The organism is Clostridium sp. CTA-5, assembly GCF_054768135.1.
On sequence record NZ_BAAAAT010000004.1, the window covers coordinates 54,146 to 77,570 of the forward strand.

Here is a 23,425-nt window from a genome sequence, read left to right on the forward strand (position 1 = left end):
ATATTTGGATAACAGAGGTAATAAATATGAAGAATATATTTAGAATTTACAAAAGAGACATGGTTACAATAGCTACTAATTGGGCTGCATTAACTATGATGATAGTACTTATAATTGTTCCATCTTTATATTCGCTAGTTAATATAAAGGCATCATGGGATCCATATTCAAGCACAAAGGGAATTAAAGTAGCTATTATTAATGAGGATAAGGGAACTGTATTTAAAGAAAGAGATATAAATTTAGGGGAAGATTTAGTTGAGAAATTACAAGAAAATGATAAACTAGGTTGGACTTTTGTTGATAAAGAAACTGCTAAAAAAGGTTTATTAGAAGAAAAATATTATGCAACTATTGAAATACCAGATGGTTTTTCAGAAGCTGTTACTACTGTTACAGGTAAAGAGGTTGAAAAACCAAAGTTAATATATACTGTAAATGAGAAGAAAAATGTAATAGCCCCTAAGATGACAGATGCAGGAATAAAAACATTAAAAGGACAAATTGATGATAATATTACAAAAACCATATCAGGGGCAATGCTTAGAATATGTAATGAAACAGGATTAGATGCAGACGAAAATCGATCAAAACTTAGAAGAATTATTGATGCTATATATGAATTAGATGAGAATATGCCAGATTTAAGAAATGATTTAGATGATGCAATAGAAGGTACTATAAGTATGACTAAATTATTGCAAAAAGCAGATGAAATGGTACCAATAGTATCTGATACAATTGATGCAACAACTCAGTTTATAGATAATAGTCAATCTTCATTAGATCAAACCGAAGGAAATCTTGCTGATATGTCTCCAATAATTAAAGACAAATTAGTTATGTCAGAAAATGCTTTAGATGCTTCAAGTGTAATATTAGGAAATCTTGATGATAAGATATTACCTGAAGTTGCAAAAAAAGGTTTTATTGAGCTTGGCAATTCAGCTGATTCATTAAAGAAAGTTATTAAAACTACTAAAACTCAACTAAAAGAAATGAAATCATATATAGATAAACTTAGTGATATAGATATAAAATTAAAGGAAGTATCAAATGACAATCCAGAAGAAGCAGCTAAAGAGGAAGCTTCGAATAAAAAGGATTTAAAATATCTAAAAAGTGTGCAAAAAGATTTAAAGAAACTTAGTAGAGAAATTTCAGATAGTATTGATAAATTAAATACAATTGATGATAGATTAGATGTTGTTATTGACAGATCAAAAGAGGAAGCTCAAAAAATAGAGAATGAAGGAAGATTAGATATTCCAGCTATTAAAGATACAAGAAAGATACTAGATGATGTACATTCATTAGTTGCTACGTTTGTAGATAATTATGATTCACAACTTGTACCTGAGATAGAACAAGGTTTTAAATCTATTAGAGATATATCAGACAGTGGATTAATATTGCTAGAACAAGGAAAAGATATATTACCAGACGTTGAGAATATATTAAATAGTTTCACAGAAATATCTGATTTGTCTAACGATCAATTAGTTAAGCTAAAAAATGATTTTCCTGATATTGAAGAGAAAATACATAAATTAGCGTATAAACTTAGAAGATTAGATGAAAAAGATCAAATTGATGAATTATTAGATATGGTAACTAATGATTGGGAAAGTCAAAGTAATTTTTTATCTAGCCCAGTTGAAATAGAAGATAATAGATTATTTCCATGGCCTAATTATGGGTCAACTGCTACACCATTTTATACAATATTATGTTTATGGGTAGGAGGTTTATTGTCATCTGCATTAATGTCATTACAAGCACCTAAATTTGATGATGATATAGAATTTAAAGGGTATGAAATATATTTAGGAAAATTATTATTATTTTTATCACTTGCAATATGTCAATCAATTGTAGCAAGTATAGGGACTTTGGTAATGTTAGGCAGTTATACTTTACATCCAGTTATGTATGTTTTTTATACAGTATTTGTTAGTATAGTATTTATGACAGTTATATACACTGCAGGAAGCTTGATGGATGATGTTGGAAAAGCTATTATAGTAATTATACTAGTGTTACAAATTGCAGGAACAAGTGGTAACTTTCCAATAGAAGTTACACCTGTATTATTCCAAAAAGTATTTCCGTATTTACCATTTACTTATGCTATAAATGGAATGAGACAAATTATGGCGGGAATAGTATATCCTATATTAATTAAAGATATAGCTATATTGTCTATCTATATGATAGTTTCATTAATATGTGGAGTGACATTAAAAGGGGTTACTAGTAAAACAACAGAAAAACTTGTTAAAAAATTAAGCGATAGTGGAATACTTCGACATTAAGTATTTATAATAAAAGTTGCATAACTATTTATTTGGTTATGCAGCTTTTTTTATTTTTAGTAAATATAAAAATTTAGGAACATCAAATAAAATAATAGAGCAAAGAGATTATGTATATTCTGTATCAGACAAGGAAGCAAGTTTAGTTAATAGCATAAAGTATTAGATAAATTAGCTGATGCAGTATGACGCAAAATAGACAAGTATACAAGGTTATTATTTTTTTGAATGTTCCTTAAATATAGGATTAATTTATATCAAATGTTAATTTATATAGGTATATATAAAGTTTTTTACTGTTAATAATGAAAAAATCAACTTAATTTTACAAAAGTGTAAAAAACATTATGTACATTTAAAGCATAATAAAGTAAAATTAATAGAAGGTGAGGAAATAATGGAGAATTATGAAAGAATAAGAAATGTTACATTTATTAACCAAAAAAATGTAATAAATACTTGCTTTTTAAGTGTAATATTTTACTGTATAATGAGTTTATTTTTTAAAGGAGATTATTTAACTTTAATTTTATTTTTTAAAACTTATTATTTAATAGGTGCTTTGGCTTTTGTAATTTTATTGAAGCCAATAGCTCAAATGTATAATCAACATGTAATACAGAAAATTTATATTTTTACTTATTTAACAATGCTTATCTATTTAATAGTATTTATAAAAAATATGGCGAATATATCACTTAAATGCAATTACGATACTGAAATGGATGTATTCACTAATATTGTGATATTTTTAGAAATATTTTTAAGTTTTATGATTATAGAATATAAAGTTAAAAAAGAAAAAACAAATACAAAATTATATATTATTTTGCAAATTATTATTGGTATTATTTTTATTATGTTTAATAAAAATTTAAATTCTATTAATTTAATGCTTTTATTTTCTATTCAGATTTTTTTTGCAGTAAAATCAGTTAAAAACATACTAACAATAAAAAATAAGAGTAATTTTAATATTATAATTTATTATTTATTAATTTTAAGTTTAATTTTTATAACCAATATACTTTATAATTTAAATTTATATGAATTAAGTATTTTTATATACCTAAGAGAATTGTTAATATTAGTATCGTTCAATATATTCTGGAATATATTTTCAACTAATTTAATAAAAAATCCATATAAACATTTATGTAAATCTTTAATGAAGAAAAATGAAAGTTTAAGTAATTTATCAAAAGATATATTAGTTAAAAATAAACAACTTGAAAAATCAATTAATAGTTTAAAAAATAAAGAATACCTATATGAAACATTTTTTAGGTTTATGCCACATCCTCTTATATTAGTTAGTACAAAAAATGATAGAGTACTATTTACTAATAAAGCATTTTTAGAATTAGTAAATGTTTCAAACATAAAAGAAATAATTAATGAAAAGTTAAGCAAATATATTTATTTTGTTAATTCTGATGAAGTAAAGAATACTAATTTTAATGCTGTTTTAAATGCAGGAAGTGAAGATAAATTTATAAATGCTAAATTTTTACCTATATATAAAGATAAAATGGAAGATTTAATACTTATAGAAGATAATACATCTAAAGTATTAACAGAAGAAATAAAAAAAGAAGTGCAAAATAGAATAGTTGAAGAAAAAATAAGAACTGAATTTTTATCTAGCATAAGTCATGATTTAAAAACTCCAATAAATGTTATATATTCAGCAACTCAACTTGAAAAAATATATATGACTAAAAAAGATGTACAAGCTTTAGATAAATATAACTTTATATGTAAAAAGAATTGTATCTCTTTGATAAGATTAACCAATAATCTTATTGATAGTTCAAAAATAAATTCAGATTATTTAATGCCAAGTTTGGAAAACATTAATGTAGTAGATGCTGTGGAAGATGTTGTTACATCACTTGTAGATTATGCTAGAAGTAACAATGTTCAAATGATATTTAATACTAATAAAGAAGAAATTTATTTAAATCTTGATTTTGAATTTATACAAAGAATAATTTTAAATTTAATTTCAAATTCTATAAAATTTACGTCTAAAAATGGAAAGATAAACGTTAATATAGAAGAGATAGGTGATGAAGTTAAAATATCTGTAATAGATAATGGAATTGGGATGAATAAAGACTTTATAAAAGAAGCATTTTGTAAATATGCAATGGATAAAAAAGATCATGTGTCATCTAAAAATGGAACTGGAATAGGTCTGTTTGTAGTTAAAAAGTTAGTAGAATTACAAAATGGTACACTTAATATAGAAACAGAATTTGGATTAGGAACTGATATAACAATGAAATTTAAAAAGGAGAATAACAATGAATAGAAGTAAAGAAAATTCATTACTTAGAAGATTTAGTAATAATGAAAAATTAGAATTTATTTCTATTGAAGGGTTAATAATGTTTATAATATATAATTTATATTTTGTTTTTACTAAAAAATATAAGTTATACAATACAATAAACATCTGCATAAATATATCAATGAATATGGGAATTGCTTATATATGTTTAGTAAAAATAAGCGTTTTGAAAAATCATATTGTACAATATTTAGGAATGGAGAACATTTTTATATGCTTATTTACTATATTGAATTTGTTTCTTCCACATTATATATTTGAACAAGTCTCTGTTGGTTATTATATATTCTTTACTAATATATTATATTGTTTTGAATTTACAATATTATCTCTAGGATTTTATTTTATTAATAAACAAATTAATATAAAAAAGGCTGTATTAGTATATATCTTTGTTGGGATTATGATTTTAATTTTGTTTAATAATATTTATGTATTTAATAATATTTATATATTTAATAGTGCTGAAGATTTAAATTTTATAATTATTTTTAATTTGTTAACAGTTTCTGTAATAACATTTTTTATGATATTTTCATTATTAAATTATGGTAAAATATTAAGCAATTTTTTAATTAAAATAATGTATATATATGTATTCTTAAGATTTTTTGGACATATAAGCAATATAGTAGTGATAAAGGGGTATAATGAATTCCTTGTTATATCAGCATGTCTAAATTTAAGCGGAATATATTTATTATATAGAGGTTTTGTTAGCTGGTTTATAAGTGATTCAGTTAAAAGTATGAGAAAAAACTTAGAATTAGCTAATAAGGTTAATATAGAATTACTTGGTACAATTAAAAAAAGAAATAGAATTTTAAATGATACTAATATTATGATAGAGAAGAGTCATAGTAAATATAATAAGCTTATTGATTCAGTTTATGATGGTGTATTTTTGTTTTCAGAAGATAAACTAGAATATATAAATAGAACCGGTTTAGGGTTATTAAATCATATTAATAAAGAAGAAATTTTGGGAATTGAATTAGACACATTTGTAGAGAATCATTTTGATTTTGATTTAAAAGAATTCAATGATAGAGAAATTCATATTACAGATGCGAAAATGAAATGTAATAATATAGTGGTTGATTTATTTATAGTATATGTTGATGTAAATAGTAAACTTATATATATACATGATGTAACTGAATTAAATAAAACTAAAATAATGAGAAATAAACTAGAAAAATATTTAAGAGAAGAAGAACTGAAAAATCAATTTTTTTCAAATGTTTCACATGAACTTAGAACTCCTATAAATTTAATTTATTCTGCAATTCAACTTAATGAAATATATTTAAAGCAAGAAAATATAGATAGTATTAAAAAAAATAATAAGATAATAAAACAAAATTCTTTAAGATTAATAAGAACTATTAATAATTTTATTGATACCAACAGAATTTCAGAAGGTTATCTTAAGCCAGATTTTAAGAATTATAATATAGTTGAGGTAGTAGAGAATATTTCTATAGCATGTAATAAGTATATAAATAGAGCGGGAATTGATTTAATATTTGATTCTGAATCTGAGGAAATTTATGTTAAATGTGACAAGGACATGATAGAAAGAATTATATTAAATATTATTTCGAATTCAGTTAAGTATGGTAAAAAAGGCGGAGAAATACAAGTAAATATAAGTTTAATAAATAATAATGTTATAATACATGTGCAAAATAATGGATATAGAATTGAAGAAGATACTATTCCATATGTATTTGATAAATTTACCAAAATAAATAAATCTCTTAATAGACTTAAAGAGGGTAGCGGATTAGGTTTGTTTTTAAGTAAGGCACTTATAGAATTGCAAGGCGGTAAAATTGAACTCACTTCAAGTGAAGAAGGTAATTTATTTACTATAAGTTTTCCAATTACAAAGCAAGAATATGATACAGAACTTCAATATTGTATAGAAATGAATAATATTGAGGAAAAAGTTGATGTTGAATTTTCAGATATTTATATGGAATAAAGTGCAAAGAGATTAATTAATATAATAAATAAGTCATCTCAAAGATTTTTTTTTGGATGGCTTTTTTAGATTTTTAAAGTCAGTTATATGTAGGATAATATGTAGTTGGTTTGTAAAAATAAGATTAAAAGAGCGTAGTGTAGAAAATTTTTTATATAAAGATTATATATAGAAAAGTATATAATTTTCAAGAGCTAAAAGAATTATTAAACTCTGTAGAGATATACCTTAAATCTTTATTGTTATCTATCGATTGAAGAGTAGTTAAGGCACCTTTGCTATATGTTAATGTACATAATTAAAAAAATATAACATATATATTAATAGTGAAATTAATATTTAAATAAAATTTTAAGTTATGGAGTGTTAATATGAAAGATGAAAAAAGGAAAGAAAAGAAGATATATTTTATACCACTTATAATTTCTGTAGGTTTACCTCTTGTGGTATCATATCTTATATCAATTATTATGCCATATATGGGGGAATTGTATAGCAAGTTAAATAAACCTTTTTTTTCACCTCCAGAATGGGTATTCCCAATTGTATGGACAGTACTTTATATATTAATAGGAATAGCTTGTTATAGGGTTTATATACTTAAATATAAAGGAATTGATACAAGTTCAGCTGTATTTACTTATTCTATACAGTTACTATTGAATTTTTTATGGTCATTTATATTTTTTGGTTTAAGATTATATGGTATAGCGTTTATTGAACTATTAATATTATTATTCTTTGCTATTTTAGCGTTTATTAAGTTTTATAATAAAGATAAAAAGGCAGGAATACTTTTCATACCATATTTGCTTTGGTTAACTTATGCTGGAGTATTAAATTTTTATATATGGATGTTAAATGAGATGTAGACTTTATTTTATGAAGTTAAAAAATAAGTTTAGTATAAGTATTTAGTTCATATTAAAACCTAATAATGTTAAAAATAAATATTTAGGCACATGAAACAAAATAATAGATCAAAGAGGTATTGTATATTTTAGGTTAGACAAGGAAGTTAAATTTAATTAATAATGAGTTATTAGCTAAATTTGCTGATGCAGTATCACACAAAATAGACGAGCATACTGGTCTATTATTTTTTTTAATGTGCCTTAACTATAAAATTTAAGGCTAGTTGAGGAATGATCATGTTTTAATCAACTAGCCTTATTTTTGTTTTAATGTTAATATATATGTTGGTAAAAGATAATAAGAGGTAGTAATTCTAAGGAGGTAAGGCATGGCAAAGGTAATTATTGCAGAAAAACCTTCTGTTGCAAAAAATATTGCGGATGCGTTAAAAATAAAGACTAGAAAAGATGGATATTTTAAAGGTGAAGATTACTATATCACTTGGGCCTTTGGTCATCTTCTACAGCTATATGATGCAAAAGATTATGATGAGAATATGAAAGGTTGGAGAATGGAAAAATTCCCATTTATACCTGAATCTTTTCAGTATAAAGTAAAGTGTGACAATATTGATAGAACAGTAGAAGATAAAGGGGCAGCCAAACAAATTAATATAATAAAATCTTTAATAAAGCAAGAAGATGTAGATGGAGTAATTTCAGCTACAGACTTTGATAGAGAAGGGCAAGTAATTGCAGATGAATTGTTTAGTTATTTAAATATACAAAAACCAATTTATAGATTGTTATTAAATGAGTGGACTCCAGATGAAGTTAAAAAAGGTATGCAAAGTCTAAAAAACAATAAAGAAATGCAGTTTTTACAAGATGCTGGAATAGGTAGACAATGGACCGATTGGATTATTGGGATAAACTTAACTTCTGTTAGTACATTAAAATATAAATTTGAAGAAAACAAAACTATTAATATAGGAAGAGTATTATTACCAACTTTAAAGATTATATATGATAGAGATAAAGAGATAGAAAATTTTAAAGCTACTACTTATTATAAATTAACATCAATTTTTAAAAATTCAACTAATGAAGAATTTGAAGGTTTGTATTATGAAAATGAATCTGAAAAATTTGAAGATAAAAATGTTTTAGATAAATTAGTAAAATTATTAGATGGAACTAGTGCTACTATAATAGATAAACAGACTGAAAAGAAAAAGGATTATCCACCTTATCTTTTTAACTTATCTAATTTGCAAGGTTATATAACAAGCAAATACAAAGGGTGGACATCAGATAAGGTATTAAAGGTTGCTCAGAGCCTTTATGAAAAGAAGTATACAACTTATCCTAGAACTGCCAGTGTTGTATTAGAAGAGAGCTTAGAGGACAGGGCAAGGAAGGTTTTAAATACATTAAAGGTAGGATTACCTTATGAAAAAGATATTAAATTTATAAAAACTAAAAGAGTATTTGATAATTCAAAGGTTGAAAGCCATAGTGCAATAACACCAACATATATTAAGCCAACAGGACTTAGTAAGGATGAAGAAATTGTTTATAATGCTATTAAAAATAGATTTATAATGCAATTTATGCCTATTGCAGAGTTTGAGGAAACAAAGATAAGATTAAAAGCATCTAATCAAGAAGTAAAAGGAGAATTTGTATCAAAGGGAAAAGTTCAACTTATTGAAGGATGGAGAGTTGTTGAAAAGATAGATACAAAGGATACAATACTTCCAATTGTAAATGTAGATGAAAATGTAGATATAGTTTTAAATAAAATAAATAAAGTTACTAAAAAACCACCAAAACATCATACAGAAAAGACATTACTTAGAGTTATGGAAACCTGCGGAAAAGGGGTAGAAGGAAAAGAAGATTCTGATGAAATGATGCAATCTATATTAAATGGATTTAGCATAGGGACTCCAGCTACTAGAGCAGAAACTATTAAAAAACTTAAAGATATTGGATACATAACACCTAAGGGGAAAAGCCTTATATGTACACAACTAGGCAGAAATATAGTGGAAATATTTCCAGTTAAGGAACTTTTAGACCTTGAATACACAGGAAGACTTGAAAGCACATTATCTGATATAGAAAAAGGGAAGTTTAAAAAATCTGATTTTATGAATTTAATATGTGATTTTACAACTAATGCTGTTGATAAAATAAAGAAAGATACATCCGCTTTATCAAAATTTAAAGTTGAACTTCCAGAAGGTAAAGAGGAGATTGGAAAATGTCCAGTGTGTGGTAATCCAGTGGTTGAAAATGAAAAGAATTTTGGATGTACAAACTGGAAAAATGGTTGTAGATATACAATATGGAAAGAGGATAAATATATATTATCTTTTGGTAAAAAAGTCTCAAAGGAAATGGTAGAACTTTTGCTTAAGAATGGTAAGGTAGGTTTTAGAAATCTTAAAAGTAGAAAAGGAAATACATTTTCAGCATATTTTAGATATGAAAGAGATGAAAAAACAGGATATTATAATTGGAAAATAGAGTTTATATAAGTGACTCTAAATCTGAAATGGGGTTTAACCTCATTTCAGATTTATCGGAAAACGTTATCAAACAACTTACAATCAGTATTAATATATGATTGCTAGCTATTTGATAAAAATAAATGCCATAAATAAGTCTGATTTAAATTAAGCATTTATTTTTATATAATAACTATAAATATATATGTTCTAATTAAGTTAAGATACTATATGAGTTTTTATTTAATTTTTATAAAAATTAAATGTATGTATTATAACTATTATATTAGAATTATATATAGTGAATTTATATATAAGTTCTGTACTATATTTATATAAATAGATAAACTTTAACGTTATTTCATAAAATGATACATAAATATTGCAATATGATAAGATAATGGAGCTATAAATACAGTCATAAGTCCTGCAACACCTATTGAAAGACTACTCATAGCACCTTCAGTATCTCCAAGTTCTAATGCTTTTGTAGTACCTACGGCATGTGCAGCAGTTCCAATAGATATTCCTATTGCCACTTTATCTCTAATTCTAAATAATTTACATATAGCAGGTCCTAATATAGCACCAATAATTCCAGTAATTATAATTGCAAGTACAGTTATAGGAACTAATCCACCTAATTGACTACTTATTTCTATACCAATTGGTGTTGTTACTGATTTAGGTATTAAAGATTTTATTATAGTAGAGTCTAATCCAACAAAATAAGATATTCCCATTACAGAGAACATACCTATAATGCTACCTAAAAATACTCCAGAAAATATTGCTAAGGCATTTTTCTTAAGTAATTCTATTTGTTTATAAAGAGGTACTGCTAGTACAACTGTTGAAGGTCCTAAAAACATATTAATAAATTGTCCACCTTGATTATAAGTATTAAAGTCTATATTAAATGCAAATAGGAAACAAATTATAAGTGCGATTGCTATAAGTAGTGGATTTAAAAAAGGAATTCCTGTTTTTTTATTTATAAATATTCCTATTTCAAAAGCAACTAAAGAAAGAACTAAGCCAAATAAAATATTATTAGTTATTATTTCCAACGATGTCACTTCCCTTTTCAGTTTTTTTACTTTTTAATTGTCTAGATATAAATTGAACTATTAGTCCAGTAGAAGCTATTATTATCATAGTTGTAGATAAGCAAACTATAAGTAATTTTAGCCAATTAGATTTTATTACATTCAGCGAGGTCATAAGCCCTACTCCAGCAGGAATAAAGAAAAAAGCTAAATGATTTAGTAAAAAATTTGATATGTCTGAGATATTATCAACTTTAATTACTTTAGTAGATAGTAATACAAAAAGTATAATCATTCCTAAGATATTACCAGGTACAGGTAATTTAAGCCATGATGATAAAAATTCTCCTACTAAATAAATAATTAGTATAACTAGTGCTTCTCTAAATAATTTCATTTTTTCCTCCTTTTAATTATAAAGTTGTATCTAAGGCATAATCAAAAAATAACAAATATTATATTACGTCAGCAGATTTGCCTAATAGGCTTGTTATCAGACCAATCTACTTCATTGACTAATAAAAAATCAGGACATTTTGGACTCGTTATTTTTGTTGATATACCAAATTATAAAAATTAAAGATACTAGATACAAAATAAAATTTAATTATAAAATCATTCCTAATATTATTTATATGTATTATTAATTTTTACACTATTATAATTTATCACTAGTTTGTCCATAAGTAAAAGGTGTATTTTGTCAAAATAATAAAAGATTCATAGAAATATATCTAAGAATCTTTTATTATTATGGTTATATTAAGAATTGCTAGTTAAAGCTCGTATTTAATTAGTTATTCATATAAAAAAATTATATGACAAAAATATACAAGGAATTTTGTTTGGTAGAATGCTGTAAAATCAGTTGTTCACAGTATTATAACTAAAATTTCCAACTATAATATAAACAAAAAATATATGAAAAAAATTTGATTATTTTTCAAAAGATTTATTTTTAATTAAAAGTTTTTGTGCAAAAGCTACTATCTCATACATTAAGAAAGCAATTACTGAAAGAATAACTATACTCATCATAACCATATCTAATTGAGCAATTTGTCCACCATATACGATTAAAAATCCTAAACCTTTTCTAGCTACTAAGAATTCCCCCATAATTACACCTACCCATGACAATCCAACATTTATTTTTAAGGCAGATATTAAAACAGGAACAGAATATGGAAAGACTAAATGCTTTAATATTTGAAGTTTAGATGCTCTAAAAGTTTTCATTAACATAATTTTATCTTTATCTATTTCATTAAATCCACTTAGAACACTTATAATAGTTGTTACTATTGAAATTAATAATGCTATGACAATTATAGCAGTCATACCATTTCCAACCCAGAAAATAATAATTGGTGCTAAAGCAACCTTTGGAAGCGCATTAAGCACAACTAAATAAGGTTCTAATACTTTAGAAGCAAAAGGACACCACCAGAGTATAACTGCAATTAAAGTCCCTAAAACAGTCCCTAAAGTAAAGCCAAGAATTGTTTCATAGCATGTTACCCATATATGTCCTAATAAAGTGCCATCATTGTAAAATGCTATAAGGGATTTAAACATTCTAGAAGGTGTAGATGTTAAAAATGGATCAATCCATTTTAAATCTCCTGCTATTTCCCATAATGCTATAAAGATAACTAATATGAGAATTCTAGTGATTCTAAGTTTTATCTTATTGTTTTTTAAATTTTTTAAATATTTTTCATGCTCTTTACTCATTACACTGATCCAGCTCCTTCCACAAATCATTAAAGTATTCTTTAAATTCAGGTTCTTTTCTTCTATCAAAAGGAGTTGAATTTTCTTTTGAAAAAGATATATATACTTCTTTTTTTATTTGAGCTGGTCTTTGAGATAGAACTATTATTCTTTTAGAAGTTGATATAGCTTCAGCAATATCATGAGTTACCATTATGGCTGTTTTCTTTTCTTTCTTTATTATTTTAAAAACATCATCACATACTAAAAGTCTTGATTGATAATCTAATGCAGAAAAAGGTTCATCTAAAAAAAGAATTTCAGGATCTAAAGCTAATGTTCTTATAAGAGCAACTCTTTGCCTCATGCCACCAGATAATTCACTTGGATGATGATTTTTAAATTTTGATAATCCATAGGTTTCTAGTAGAGCATCAACTCTTTCTATATTTTCTTTTGTAATCTGTTTTTTTATTTTTAATCCAAGTAATACATTATCCCAGACAGTTAACCATTCAAAAAGATGATCTTTTTGAAACATATATCCTATTTTATTTAAATTATTTTTTATATCTTCATTTTTATATAAAACTGATCCACTTGAAGGAGATAATAATCCACTTATTATATTAAGAAGTGTAGATTTACCACATCCAGATGGACCAAGTATTGAAATGAATTCTTCATCATCAACCTCAAAGTTAATGTTGTTTAATGCTTTAGTTTCTCCTTTGATTGAATGATAATTCATAGACAAATCAGATATTTTTAGTAAGCTCAAAGAAATCACCACCTTAAGTGAAAATCTGAATCTTTTATTTGGTAAATTAAATTTACTAAAGTATATAAGTTTCAATAAAGTTTGTTCATTAATATAAATTTTAGAATATTTATAAATAGTATTGCTTATTAGTAGAGTGAGGAACTTATATAGAAAATTTATTATATATGCTTCTAAGTTGATAGTATATTAATATAGCTTTTTATTCTCTATAAAAATTATAAATGTATTAAATTAATTAGAGCGTTTAATTAGAACATATATATATTGGAAGTAATTTTCTAATCTAGTATTACAAAAAGATTAAATTTTTAAATTATATTATTTAACAGCATTAGTAGCATAAGTGTTATCTACTATTTTATTAAAATCAGGTCTTGTTGGAATTAATGAATTATCATATTCTTGAATTATATCCATTAATCTATTTAAATCTTCTTCTTTAATGGATGGATCATGTGCTAAAGCATCAATTTTATTATAGTTTTTAATAACATTTATAATTATATCTCTATCGGTACCAGGGAAGTATTTAATTATTGAGTCTGTAATTTCTTCAGGTGTGTGACTAAAGTACCATTGTTGACCTTTGTAAATAGCTTTTGTAAAATTTTCTATAACTTTAGGATTTTTGTCTAAATAAGATTTAGTTGAGAAGAAACAAGTATAAGGGATAACTCCAGAGTCTTGTCCTATAGAAGCAAGAATATATCCACTTCCTTCTTTTTCAAGCATTGATGCAGTAGGTTCAAATAATGCGACATAATCACCAGTACCACCTTTAAATGCGCCAGATGTTGCAGCGAAATCTATATTAGTTACCATATTTACATCAGTACCTGGAATAATATTATGATGTTTCATAACATATTCTAAAGCCATTCCGGGAACTCCACCAGGTCTACCACCAATAACATTTTTTCCTTTAATCTTATCCCAAGAAAAATTATCATCATCAGTTCTTCCAACGAAGAAAGAGCCATCCTTTTGAGTAAGTTGACCAAATAGTACAGGATAATCTTCTCTTCCTTGATTATTAATGTAGATTACTTGTTCTGGTCCACAAAAACCAACATCAGCATTATTGCTTAAAACTGCCTGCATAACTTTGTCCGCGCCTTGTCCAGTTTGGAGATCTATAGTTATATTTTCCTCATCAAAAAATCCTTCACTCATTGCAACATACATTGGAGCATAAAAAACAGAACGAGTTACTTCATTTAAACGAACAGTTACTTTAGAATTTGTATCTTCAGTTTTGGAATTTTTATTAGAGCCACAGCTAATTAAAGAAACAGCTAGTGTAGTTATTGCAGCTAAAGAAAATAAAAGTTTTAGACCTTTTTTCATTAAATTACATCTCCTATAAAATAATTCTTAGGTTCAGGTATGACTTATTTAAATTAAGTCATTTTTTTGAGCCTAAAGTCTTTCTGTTGTATATTATGAAATTTTATGAGAAATAGTGTTAAATATCAATAAATTTTGAAAGGATATATATATTGTAAAAAATTATTAGTATATGAGAATATGGGCTTTAGAATCTTAATATATGAACAGAATTTATAGAGTATAAAAAGGTGGAGTTCAGTTTATAGAGGTTGAATATAAAGAAAACAGAAGAGTAATTAGAGTTTATACTGAAATTAATAAAGTAATATTTGAAGAAGGACAAAATCTATTAAACCTAAAAGAGCAAGTTAAAATTGTATTATTAGATATGGGTCTTATAGAGCAACAAGATATAAACTTGTTAATTTATAGTTTAATACTTACATGATTTTAAAAAAATTACAAATCGTGGTTTTGGTAGAGGGTTTTATAAGTAAATTCTATAATTTTAAATTTAAAATTATAGAATTTACTTAATTTATTATATTTGATGGAATTTGTATTATGATTTTAATTGAACTTCACTTAAAATACAATTAAAATAATTAATGAACATGTTCGGTAAAATTCGACAAAGGGAGAAATAATGAATGAAAAACTATTTTAAAAAAATACTTATAATGTTTGTAATGATATTAACTATTATGGGAATTGGGGCAATTAGCAATTCTTATGTTGCTAATGCTGCTACTGTTGGGGAGCAATTATTGCAACCAGAGACTGGGTGGAAGCGAATAAATGTAGGTCCTGAAAATAATAATTTTTCTTATGAAGGTACATGGACAAAATATACTAATAGTACAGGTTATTTTAATAGAGATAGATACGAGTTATCTGGAAAAGGTAAAATAAAAGTAAATTTTACTAGTAATAAGATAAGAATAATATTAGCTTGTTTTTGGTCTAATTCTAGCAAATTTAAAGTATATATAGATGGCAATTTAGAAGAAGAATTTAATTCTAGACAATTTGGGGATAAGGATTGGTTAAATTCACAATTAAGCTTTGAAAAAACAAATATGTCAAATCAAGAACATAGTTTAGAAATTGAAGTATTAGAAGAAGGATATTATTTTCAAATGGATGCAATAGATATTAGTGAAAATGGAATATTAAAACCATATACTAAAATTAGTGCACCTATAGCATTAAATAAATCATCATTAAGTTTAAAAGAATGTACTTCAGAAAAATTAACAACAACTACAACAACAGCTGGAGCAAAAGTAGTTTGGTCATCAAGTGATGAAAAGATAGCTAAAGTAGATGAAAATGGAATTGTAACTGGTGTAAAAGAAGGACAAGTAACAATAACAGCACAAATTAAAGGTTCGGAAACAAAAGCTATATGTACAGTAACTGTAACTAAGACACCTGATACTAATGGTGAGAATACTACTCCAACTAATCCAACAGATAATAGTGACGGAACATCTACAGGAACAGAAGGAACAAGTAATATAGTTAATATTGCTCATGCTAAAGGTGATAATACTAATAATGCTAGTGGTCAAGTATCTATAATATTTAAGGGAATTGCTGAGGCACAATTAAAAGTTGTGAAAACAGCAGATGTAGATTCTGTGTATGTAGGAGATACTTTTACATATACAATAGAAGTTACTAATACAAGTGATAAAGTTGCTAAATCAGTAGTAATCAATGATAATGCTCCTAACCACATTGATTTTATAGTTAATGGTGTAACAGCTACTCAAGGTAAAATTGATCCAAGTTCAACTTCTAAAAATATTGTAGTTAATGTTGGTGACATTCCACCTTCAGGAAAAGTTACAATTAAAATACCTGCAAATGTAGTTCTTTAGATATATACAATGATAAAGTGGAAATAAGAATTTATACAAGGCACTTACAGAAATGTAAGTGTCTTTTCTTATACAAAAATTAGAAAGGAAAAATTTATGGATGAAATAATGGAAATGGCATTAAGTCAAGGGTTGGGATATGGAATAACTGGTGATGAAATAAAGGGATTATCAAGTGTTACAGAGAACCAAGCTAGTGAAATATTAAAGAATCTAGTAAATAATAAATATGCAAAAGTAATTAAAAAAGATTTGGATTCTAAGGGAGTAAATTTAACTCAAAATCAGTTTGGTGCATTAGTAAGTTTTGCATATAATTGTGGAACAGCAGGATTACTTGGCGCTACTTTATATAAAAATGTGATTGCTGGTGTAAGAGACACAAATACTATTATTTCTAACTTTCAAGCTTGGTCTAATGGTGGAGGAAGAAGAATTGAAGGTCTTTATAGAAGAAGAACTAAAGAAGCAGCTATGTTTTTAAATGTAGATAAGTAATAATTAAAATAGTTAATATTACTGAGATTACATGAATTATAAATGTAATAAGACAAAGTGATTTATACAATTCTTATTTTAGGAGTGCGTATTATATGACAAATTTTATAATAAATAATTTGAGTAACATTATATGTACAATTATTTCAAGCGTTATAGGTGGAGGAATTGCTATATCTATACATACTAAAGGTGCAGAAGAATCTGAAATAGTAAATTGTGCTATGAATAATTTACTTGATGAATTTAATAAGAATAAAAAAATTCTTATTAAGCTAAAATTATAATTTAACAATATTAAGGCAGTATGTAGATTAATTTCTATGTACTACCCTTATTTTTGTATAAAAACAATTGTTAGGATTATAAATATAATTGAAAATTTAAATAAAAAGCAGTTGGTAAAAATTAACCTTACTTACTGCTTTTTTATTTATTAAGTTATTTTAGTACATTAATTATTTTATTTAAATTAGTTTTTTATGAAGAAAACAAAAGACCAATTAGAGTTTATACTAAATTTAATAAAGTAATATTTGAAGAAGGGATCTAATCGGTTAAACCTAAAAGGCAAATTAAAATTGTATTATTAAATATGGGGCTTATAGAGCAACAAGGTATAAACTTGTTAATTTATAGTTTAATACTTACATGATTCTAAAATATTTACAAATGATGGTTTCGGCAGAGGATTTTATAAGTAAATTCTATAATTTTAAATTTAAAATTATAGAATTTACTTAATTTATTATATTTGATAGAATTTGTAGTATGATTTTAATTGAATTTCACCTAAAATACAATTAAAATAATCAATGAACATGTTCCGTAAAAATTCGACAAAGGGAGAAATAATGAATGAAAAACTATTTTAAAAAGATACTTATAATGTTTGTAATGGTATTAACTCTTATAGGAGTTGGAGTAATTCAAAATGGAACTATAGCTAATGCAGCAACTGTTGGACAAGAATTAAAGGAACCAGAGGAAAATTGGCAACGATATAATTGCGATGATAAATCAATTACTTATGAAGGTGGAGAATGGTCTTATGGAACTGCATGGAGAGAAAGTTATCACTCATCTTATGGAATTAGAGACTCTAAAATAAAGTTTAATTTTACCGGAACAAAATTAAGAGTAATTGATGGATATTGGACAACAAATTCCAAAGATTGTGATTTAATAATAGATGGAAAAATTATAGATAAATATGTAACTTATAATGGAGAATGCACTGGAGAAAATATTTTAGTTTATGAAAAACTTGGACTTAGTGAAGGTGAACATAGTGTTGAGATAATAAATAATACTACTGAATATCTTTCAATAAATTCAATAGATGTAGATGGAAAAATATTATCATATAATAAAGAGATTAAGAATGAATCTATATCATTAGATAAATCATCAATGAATATAAGAAAAGATCAAGCAAAACAATTAATAGCAACTACAACACCAGCTGGAGCAAAAGTAGTTTGGTCATCAAGTAATGAAAATATAGCTAAAGTAGATGAAAATGGAAATGTAACTGGTGTAAAAGAAGGACAAGTAACGATAACAGCACAAATTAAAGGTTCTGAAACAAAAGCTATATGTGCAGTAACTGTAAGTAACACAATTGATCCTAATGATGGGAATACTAATCCAACGGATAATAATGATGGAACATCTAATATAGTTAATATTGCTCATGCTAAAGGGGAAAATACTAATAATGCTGGTGGTCAAGTATCTATAATATTTAAGGGAGTTGCTGAGGCACAATTAAAAGTTATAAAAACAGCAGATGTAGATTCAGTGTATGTAGGTGATACTTTTACATATACAATAGAAGTTACGAACATAAGTGATAAAGTTGCTAAGTCAGTAGTAATAAATGATAATGCTCCTAATCATATTGATTTTATAGTTAATGGTATAACAACTACTCAAGGTAAAGTTGATTCAAGTTCAACTTCTAAAAATATTGTAGTTAATGTTGGTGATATTCAACCTTCAGGAAAAGTTACAATTAAAATACCTGCAAATGTAGTTGTTTAGATATATAAAACGATAAACTTGAAATAAGAATTTGTACAAGGCACTTACAGAAATGTAGGTGTTTTTTTGTTGATAAAAATAAACATTAAAAAAATATTATATTTAGCCATTATTATTTCACCTCATTTTATATAAATAATTTTAATATTTTTACTTATTATACCATTAGAAGAGTGATCATTCTAATACATAAATAAGGATCATTAGAAGTAATAACTCTTAATGATCCTTATTACCTAAAATATAAAATTACTACAATGCTCTAATAAAACAAATAAAACTTAAGGACAAGCTTAAAGGCATTATTTTAGCTACCACATATATGTTTTTATAGAATTTTATTATTTATAAAAAATCTATATAATATCCTTAGGTTTATTTTTTCTTTTAATCCAAACAGGCACTCCTACACAGGTAGATGTTAAACCTGTAAATAAACACAGAAATATCATTTGGTGCTTTTTCTTACTATAAATTTTTACTGTTATAGTTTTGGATATACCATTTGATGTTGTAACTGTAACATTTGTTATTCCTTCATTAACAGGTTGAATTATTCCATCAGTAGTTACAGTAAGTATGTTTGTATCATCTGATTTGAATTCTAAATTTGTACTATTTGAATTTACAGGTAATACTGTACATTGAATTTTATATGTATCATTTATATCTAATTTAATTTCTTCTGAATCAAGTTTTATATCATCAGGAAGTACTTCATATATTTTTACATTAGCAGAAGCAGTTAAATTATTATGTGATGTTGCTGATATTTTAGTTTCACCAACCGAAACTCCTTTAACTTCACCATATTTATCTACTGTAGCTATACTATTATCCTCTGATGTCCAGACTAAATCTTTAAAACTGGAATTATTAGGTGATATATCAGCCTTAATTTTAGTTGTATGTCCTAATTGTAATTTTAAATCTTCAGTTGCTTTAATTTTAGTTGTATGTCCTAACTCTGACTTTGAATCTTCACTTAATAAAGTTATTGAATTAACTTCTATTGGAGATACATGTACATCAAATGATTTCGATGTATTGTTTGTACTAAGAGTTATAGTAGCTTGTCCTTCTTTGTTAGCACATAAAGTACCATTAGATTTTATAGATATTATATTATCATCACTTGTCTTCCATTGAGCATTAGCAATGCCTTTTGATGCTGAGATATTATAATCTATTTTAGAAGTATCACCTATTTTCATTTCAGCTGGAGCATTAGATATAGTTATATCTTCTGTTACAGTATTCATATCTTTTGCAAGAGTATTATTATTATTATTATTTTGAGTACTTGCATTAGAGTTATATGGACAAACTCCGTTTGTATGTAAGTGTGCAGGATGTCCACCGCAATGATAATGATAACTTCCTAAGCCACTTACATTTTTATTATCCTTATGTCCACCATTTGAATCAGTTCTTCCTGAATGAGCGTAAGAAATATTAATAGTAAAGCACAATAAAATAATACTTAATGCACTTATAAATTTAAATAATGATTTCATTTTCCCCCCCTAATTTTGTATTATGTAATGTTTAAATTATTAGATTTAAAACAAATGCCAATAAATTATATCATATATAGAATATTTTACAATAAAATATATATTATTGAATTTCTATTAAAAATAATAATATATTATAATTTTATCTGTACCTATAACATTACAATTTAAGACAATAGATAAGGGTAGAAGTATTTATAAAAAATTTAATAAAAGCTACATTTATCTACTATGTAATCATGATAACAAGATATAGCAATATCAATACCGTAAATTTTTATCTCTTAATTAATCTTAAAAAATATATGATTTAGCTTTTAAAAATTTAAAAAAAGAAAAGAATAAAATAATTTTAGAAGTTTAGAACTTAAGAACTTAAGAACTTAAGAAGTTTAGAATTTAAGAATTTGCTTGTATAATGCGCTTTGACGGGATTTTTAATTTATAACTTTAGTATTCTTTATGCAATTTTAAAAATAAAGAGATATATAATATTTAACAATTGAAAATAAAATTGTTAAATATATATACTAATTTTTTATTAATAGCAGTAGAGTAGAACATATCTTTTAAATCAGAGTAAAGTTTAATATTATTATTTTTAAAGAAAACAAAATCTATAAGTTTTTATAATGTTTGAAATAATAAATTACTGATATCACTATTAGTATAGAAATAATTATATTGGAGGATAAAAATGCACCAATGTATGGATATTCCTAAAATTTAAACTAGGATAAAAATTTGAAGGGCAACTTATAGCAATTTAAAAAATGATAGATAAAGATGTACCATATTAAGATATTCTAATACAAATTAATGCAACTAAAAGTACACTGCATAAAGTTGTTTAAATAGTGTTGGAAGAATATTTGCAACACTTTGTTATTAATGCAGTTGAGACAAACGATAAAGAGATACTTGAAGATCTGAATAATGCAATTAATAAAACAATACTGTGATATATTAGAATCCACAAGTTGAATGAAAATTAAGCCAATAGACAATATGTTAGGCATATGAATAAAAATAACGAGTCCAAAATACCCTAAGTATTTTTCATTAGACAAGAAAGTAGATTTGCTTCATAGCTAGTCTATTAGGCAAATCTACTGACGCAGTCTAATGAAAAATAGGCTTGGTAGATGGACTTGTTATTTTTTTGATTATGCCTTATTATCAACTTTACTGTTTGTATTCTTTATGATATTATTATATTAAAAATTTTTTATTACATGAAGGAGAAATATTTATGGATTTAGACCCGGAACAGACGAGTATAATGTTTCAATTAATTTTAATAGTTATTTTAACGTTGATTAATGCATTTTTTGCATCGGCAGAAATGGCTATAGTATCATTAAACAAAAATAAGATAAAACTTCTTGAAGAAGAAGGAAATAAAAAGGCAAAACTTTTATCAAATCTTATAGAAGAACCTACCAATTTCTTATCTACTATACAAGTAGGAATAACACTTGCAGGATTTTTTAGTAGTGCTTCGGCAGCAACTGGAATATCAAAAGAGTTTGCTGTTTATCTAAAAGGATTTAACATTCCTCATAGTGAACAAGTCTCTTTAATACTAGTAACAGTTATATTGTCATATTTTACATTAGTATTTGGAGAACTTTTTCCAAAGAGAATAGCACTAAAAAAATCAGAAGATATTGCAATGTTTTTAGTCACACCAATAATATATATATCTAAGATAGCAATTCCATTTGTAAAACTGCTTTCAGCATCAACTAATATATTGGTTAGATTAGTTGGACTAGCTAACGATGATTTAGCTGAAAAAGTATCAAAAGAAGAAATTAAGTCTTTTGTAGAAGCTGGACAAGAACATGGAGTTATAAATGAAACTGAAAAGAAAATGATAAACAATATATTTGAGTTCGATGATAAATTAGCTCATGAAGTAATGACACCAAGAACTGAAGTATATATGATAAATATAAAAGATTCATCAAATGAATATTTAGATCAACTAATAGAAGAAAAATATTCAAGAATTCCTGTGTATGAAGATGATACTGATAATATAATTGGTATACTTTATATTAAGGATTTATTTAGTGAAGCGCGAAAATGTGGATTTGAAAATGTGGACATTAGAAGCATACTACATCTACCATATTTTGTTCCAGAAACTAAAAAAATCGATGAACTATTTAAAGAATTACAGGCATCTAAAAAACATATGGCTATATTAATAGATGAATATGGAGGATTTTCAGGGATAGTTTCTATAGAAGATTTAATCGAAGAAGTTATGGGTAACATAGATGATGAATATGATGAAGATGAACCCGCTATAGAGGAAATAGATGGTAATAATTTTATAATATCAGGTATGCTTTCGATTAATGATTTCAACGATTATTTTAATGTAGAAATTAAAAGTGAAAATTATGATACAATGAGTGGATTTATTATTGAAACTATAGGGTATATTCCAGAGCGTGCTGAAGAAAATTATATAGAATATGATAATTTAGTTTTTAAAATAAATGAAGTAAAAGAAAAAAGAATTGAAAAAATAAAATTTTCTCTTGGAGGGATATAA

The 23,425-nt window shown here is 25.3% G+C and carries 15 protein-coding genes and 1 pseudogene; 10 read left to right on the plus strand and 6 right to left on the minus strand.

Translation table 11 applies throughout. From position 1 onward, the window contains the following. The first annotated feature begins 26 nt into the window (after positions 1-26). The 5 genes from ACYUET_RS09860 to ACYUET_RS09880 all read left to right on the plus strand — a co-directional run bounded on the left by ACYUET_RS09860 (position 27) and on the right by ACYUET_RS09880 (position 10,061). A complete protein-coding gene (locus ACYUET_RS09860; protein ID WP_460279195.1) occupies positions 27-2,315 on the plus strand; it encodes a YhgE/Pip domain-containing protein in 2,289 nt (762 codons plus the stop codon). Between the two features lie 397 nt (positions 2,316-2,712). Next, a complete protein-coding gene (locus tag ACYUET_RS09865; RefSeq protein WP_460279197.1) occupies positions 2,713-4,632 on the plus strand; it encodes a sensor histidine kinase in 1,920 nt (639 codons plus the stop codon). Beyond that, complete coding sequence (locus tag ACYUET_RS09870; RefSeq protein WP_460279198.1) at positions 4,625-6,661, plus strand: sensor histidine kinase; 2,037 nt, start codon at positions 4,625-4,627, stop codon at positions 6,659-6,661. Before ACYUET_RS09865 ends, ACYUET_RS09870 begins: the two co-directional genes overlap by 8 nt. A gap of 371 nt (positions 6,662-7,032) precedes the next feature. Then, complete coding sequence (locus tag ACYUET_RS09875; protein WP_460279200.1) at positions 7,033-7,533, plus strand: TspO/MBR family protein; 501 nt, start codon at positions 7,033-7,035, stop codon at positions 7,531-7,533. 371 nt (positions 7,534-7,904) lie between these two features. Beyond that, a complete protein-coding gene (locus tag ACYUET_RS09880; RefSeq protein ID WP_460279201.1) occupies positions 7,905-10,061 on the plus strand; it encodes a type IA DNA topoisomerase in 2,157 nt (718 codons plus the stop codon). A gap of 326 nt (positions 10,062-10,387) precedes the next feature. Here the strand turns inward: ACYUET_RS09880 and ACYUET_RS09885 are convergent, their stop codons facing one another. The 5 genes from ACYUET_RS09885 to ACYUET_RS09905 form a co-directional block, all read right to left on the minus strand. Next, the gene (locus ACYUET_RS09885; protein WP_460279202.1) at positions 10,388-11,101 is read right to left on the minus strand and encodes an LrgB family protein; all 714 of its coding nucleotides are present in this window, start codon (positions 11,099-11,101) and stop codon (positions 10,388-10,390) included. Next, a complete protein-coding gene (locus ACYUET_RS09890; protein WP_460279203.1) occupies positions 11,085-11,477 on the minus strand; it encodes a CidA/LrgA family protein in 393 nt (130 codons plus the stop codon). The genes ACYUET_RS09885 and ACYUET_RS09890 overlap by 17 nt, the downstream gene beginning before the upstream one ends. Before the next feature lie 539 nt (positions 11,478-12,016). Then, positions 12,017-12,817 carry an ABC transporter permease gene (locus tag ACYUET_RS09895; RefSeq protein ID WP_460279204.1) on the minus strand — a complete coding sequence of 267 codons (801 nt, stop codon included), beginning with the start codon at positions 12,815-12,817 and terminating at the stop codon, positions 12,017-12,019. Then, a complete protein-coding gene (locus ACYUET_RS09900) occupies positions 12,810-13,577 on the minus strand; it encodes an ABC transporter ATP-binding protein (protein ID WP_460279205.1) in 768 nt (255 codons plus the stop codon). The genes ACYUET_RS09895 and ACYUET_RS09900 overlap by 8 nt, the downstream gene beginning before the upstream one ends. Positions 13,578-13,898: 321 nt before the next feature. After that, entirely contained in the window at positions 13,899-14,927 is a 1,029-nt protein-coding gene (locus tag ACYUET_RS09905; RefSeq protein WP_460279207.1) for an ABC transporter substrate-binding protein, read from the minus strand. A gap of 632 nt (positions 14,928-15,559) precedes the next feature. On the opposite strand from ACYUET_RS09905, the gene ACYUET_RS09910 reads away from it, so the two are divergent. From ACYUET_RS09910 to ACYUET_RS09925, 4 genes and pseudogenes are all read left to right on the plus strand, one after another. Then, a complete protein-coding gene (locus ACYUET_RS09910; RefSeq protein ID WP_460279209.1) occupies positions 15,560-16,795 on the plus strand; it encodes an Ig-like domain-containing protein in 1,236 nt (411 codons plus the stop codon). A gap of 132 nt (positions 16,796-16,927) precedes the next feature. Next, positions 16,928-17,293 (plus strand): annotated as a pseudogene (locus ACYUET_RS09915) (lysozyme); the annotation flags it as partial. Positions 17,294-17,388: 95 nt separating this feature from the next. Continuing rightward, entirely contained in the window at positions 17,389-17,580 is a 192-nt protein-coding gene (locus ACYUET_RS09920) for a hypothetical protein (RefSeq protein ID WP_460279210.1), read from the plus strand. 571 nt (positions 17,581-18,151) lie between these two features. After that, on the plus strand, positions 18,152-19,339 hold the full coding sequence (locus tag ACYUET_RS09925) for an Ig-like domain-containing protein (RefSeq protein WP_460279212.1): 1,188 nt from the start codon (positions 18,152-18,154) through the stop codon (positions 19,337-19,339). Between the two features lie 356 nt (positions 19,340-19,695). On the opposite strand, the gene ACYUET_RS09930 is transcribed toward ACYUET_RS09925, so the two are convergent. Further along, a complete protein-coding gene (locus ACYUET_RS09930) occupies positions 19,696-20,856 on the minus strand; it encodes an Ig-like domain-containing protein (protein WP_460279214.1) in 1,161 nt (386 codons plus the stop codon). A gap of 1,252 nt (positions 20,857-22,108) precedes the next feature. On the opposite strand from ACYUET_RS09930, the gene ACYUET_RS09935 reads away from it, so the two are divergent. Beyond that, positions 22,109-23,425 carry a hemolysin family protein gene (locus tag ACYUET_RS09935; RefSeq protein ID WP_460279216.1) on the plus strand — a complete coding sequence of 439 codons (1,317 nt, stop codon included), beginning with the start codon at positions 22,109-22,111 and terminating at the stop codon, positions 23,423-23,425.

Coding starts and splice junctions, on each gene's coding strand:
- ACYUET_RS09890 (WP_460279203.1), bottom strand. CDS start 11,477: ATGAAATTATTTAGAGAAGCACTAGTTATACTAATTATTTATTTAGTA.
- ACYUET_RS09930 (WP_460279214.1), bottom strand. CDS start 20,856: ATGAAATCATTATTTAAATTTATAAGTGCATTAAGTATTATTTTATTG.
- ACYUET_RS09920 (WP_460279210.1), top strand. CDS start 17,389: ATGACAAATTTTATAATAAATAATTTGAGTAACATTATATGTACAATT.
- ACYUET_RS09925 (WP_460279212.1), top strand. CDS start 18,152: ATGAAAAACTATTTTAAAAAGATACTTATAATGTTTGTAATGGTATTA.
- ACYUET_RS09905 (WP_460279207.1), bottom strand. CDS start 14,927: ATGAAAAAAGGTCTAAAACTTTTATTTTCTTTAGCTGCAATAACTACA.
- ACYUET_RS09865 (WP_460279197.1), top strand. CDS start 2,713: ATGGAGAATTATGAAAGAATAAGAAATGTTACATTTATTAACCAAAAA.
- ACYUET_RS09935 (WP_460279216.1), top strand. CDS start 22,109: ATGGATTTAGACCCGGAACAGACGAGTATAATGTTTCAATTAATTTTA.
- ACYUET_RS09895 (WP_460279204.1), bottom strand. CDS start 12,817: ATGAGTAAAGAGCATGAAAAATATTTAAAAAATTTAAAAAACAATAAG.
- ACYUET_RS09875 (WP_460279200.1), top strand. CDS start 7,033: ATGAAAGATGAAAAAAGGAAAGAAAAGAAGATATATTTTATACCACTT.
- ACYUET_RS09860 (WP_460279195.1), top strand. CDS start 27: ATGAAGAATATATTTAGAATTTACAAAAGAGACATGGTTACAATAGCT.
- ACYUET_RS09910 (WP_460279209.1), top strand. CDS start 15,560: ATGAAAAACTATTTTAAAAAAATACTTATAATGTTTGTAATGATATTA.
- ACYUET_RS09880 (WP_460279201.1), top strand. CDS start 7,905: ATGGCAAAGGTAATTATTGCAGAAAAACCTTCTGTTGCAAAAAATATT.
- ACYUET_RS09870 (WP_460279198.1), top strand. CDS start 4,625: ATGAATAGAAGTAAAGAAAATTCATTACTTAGAAGATTTAGTAATAAT.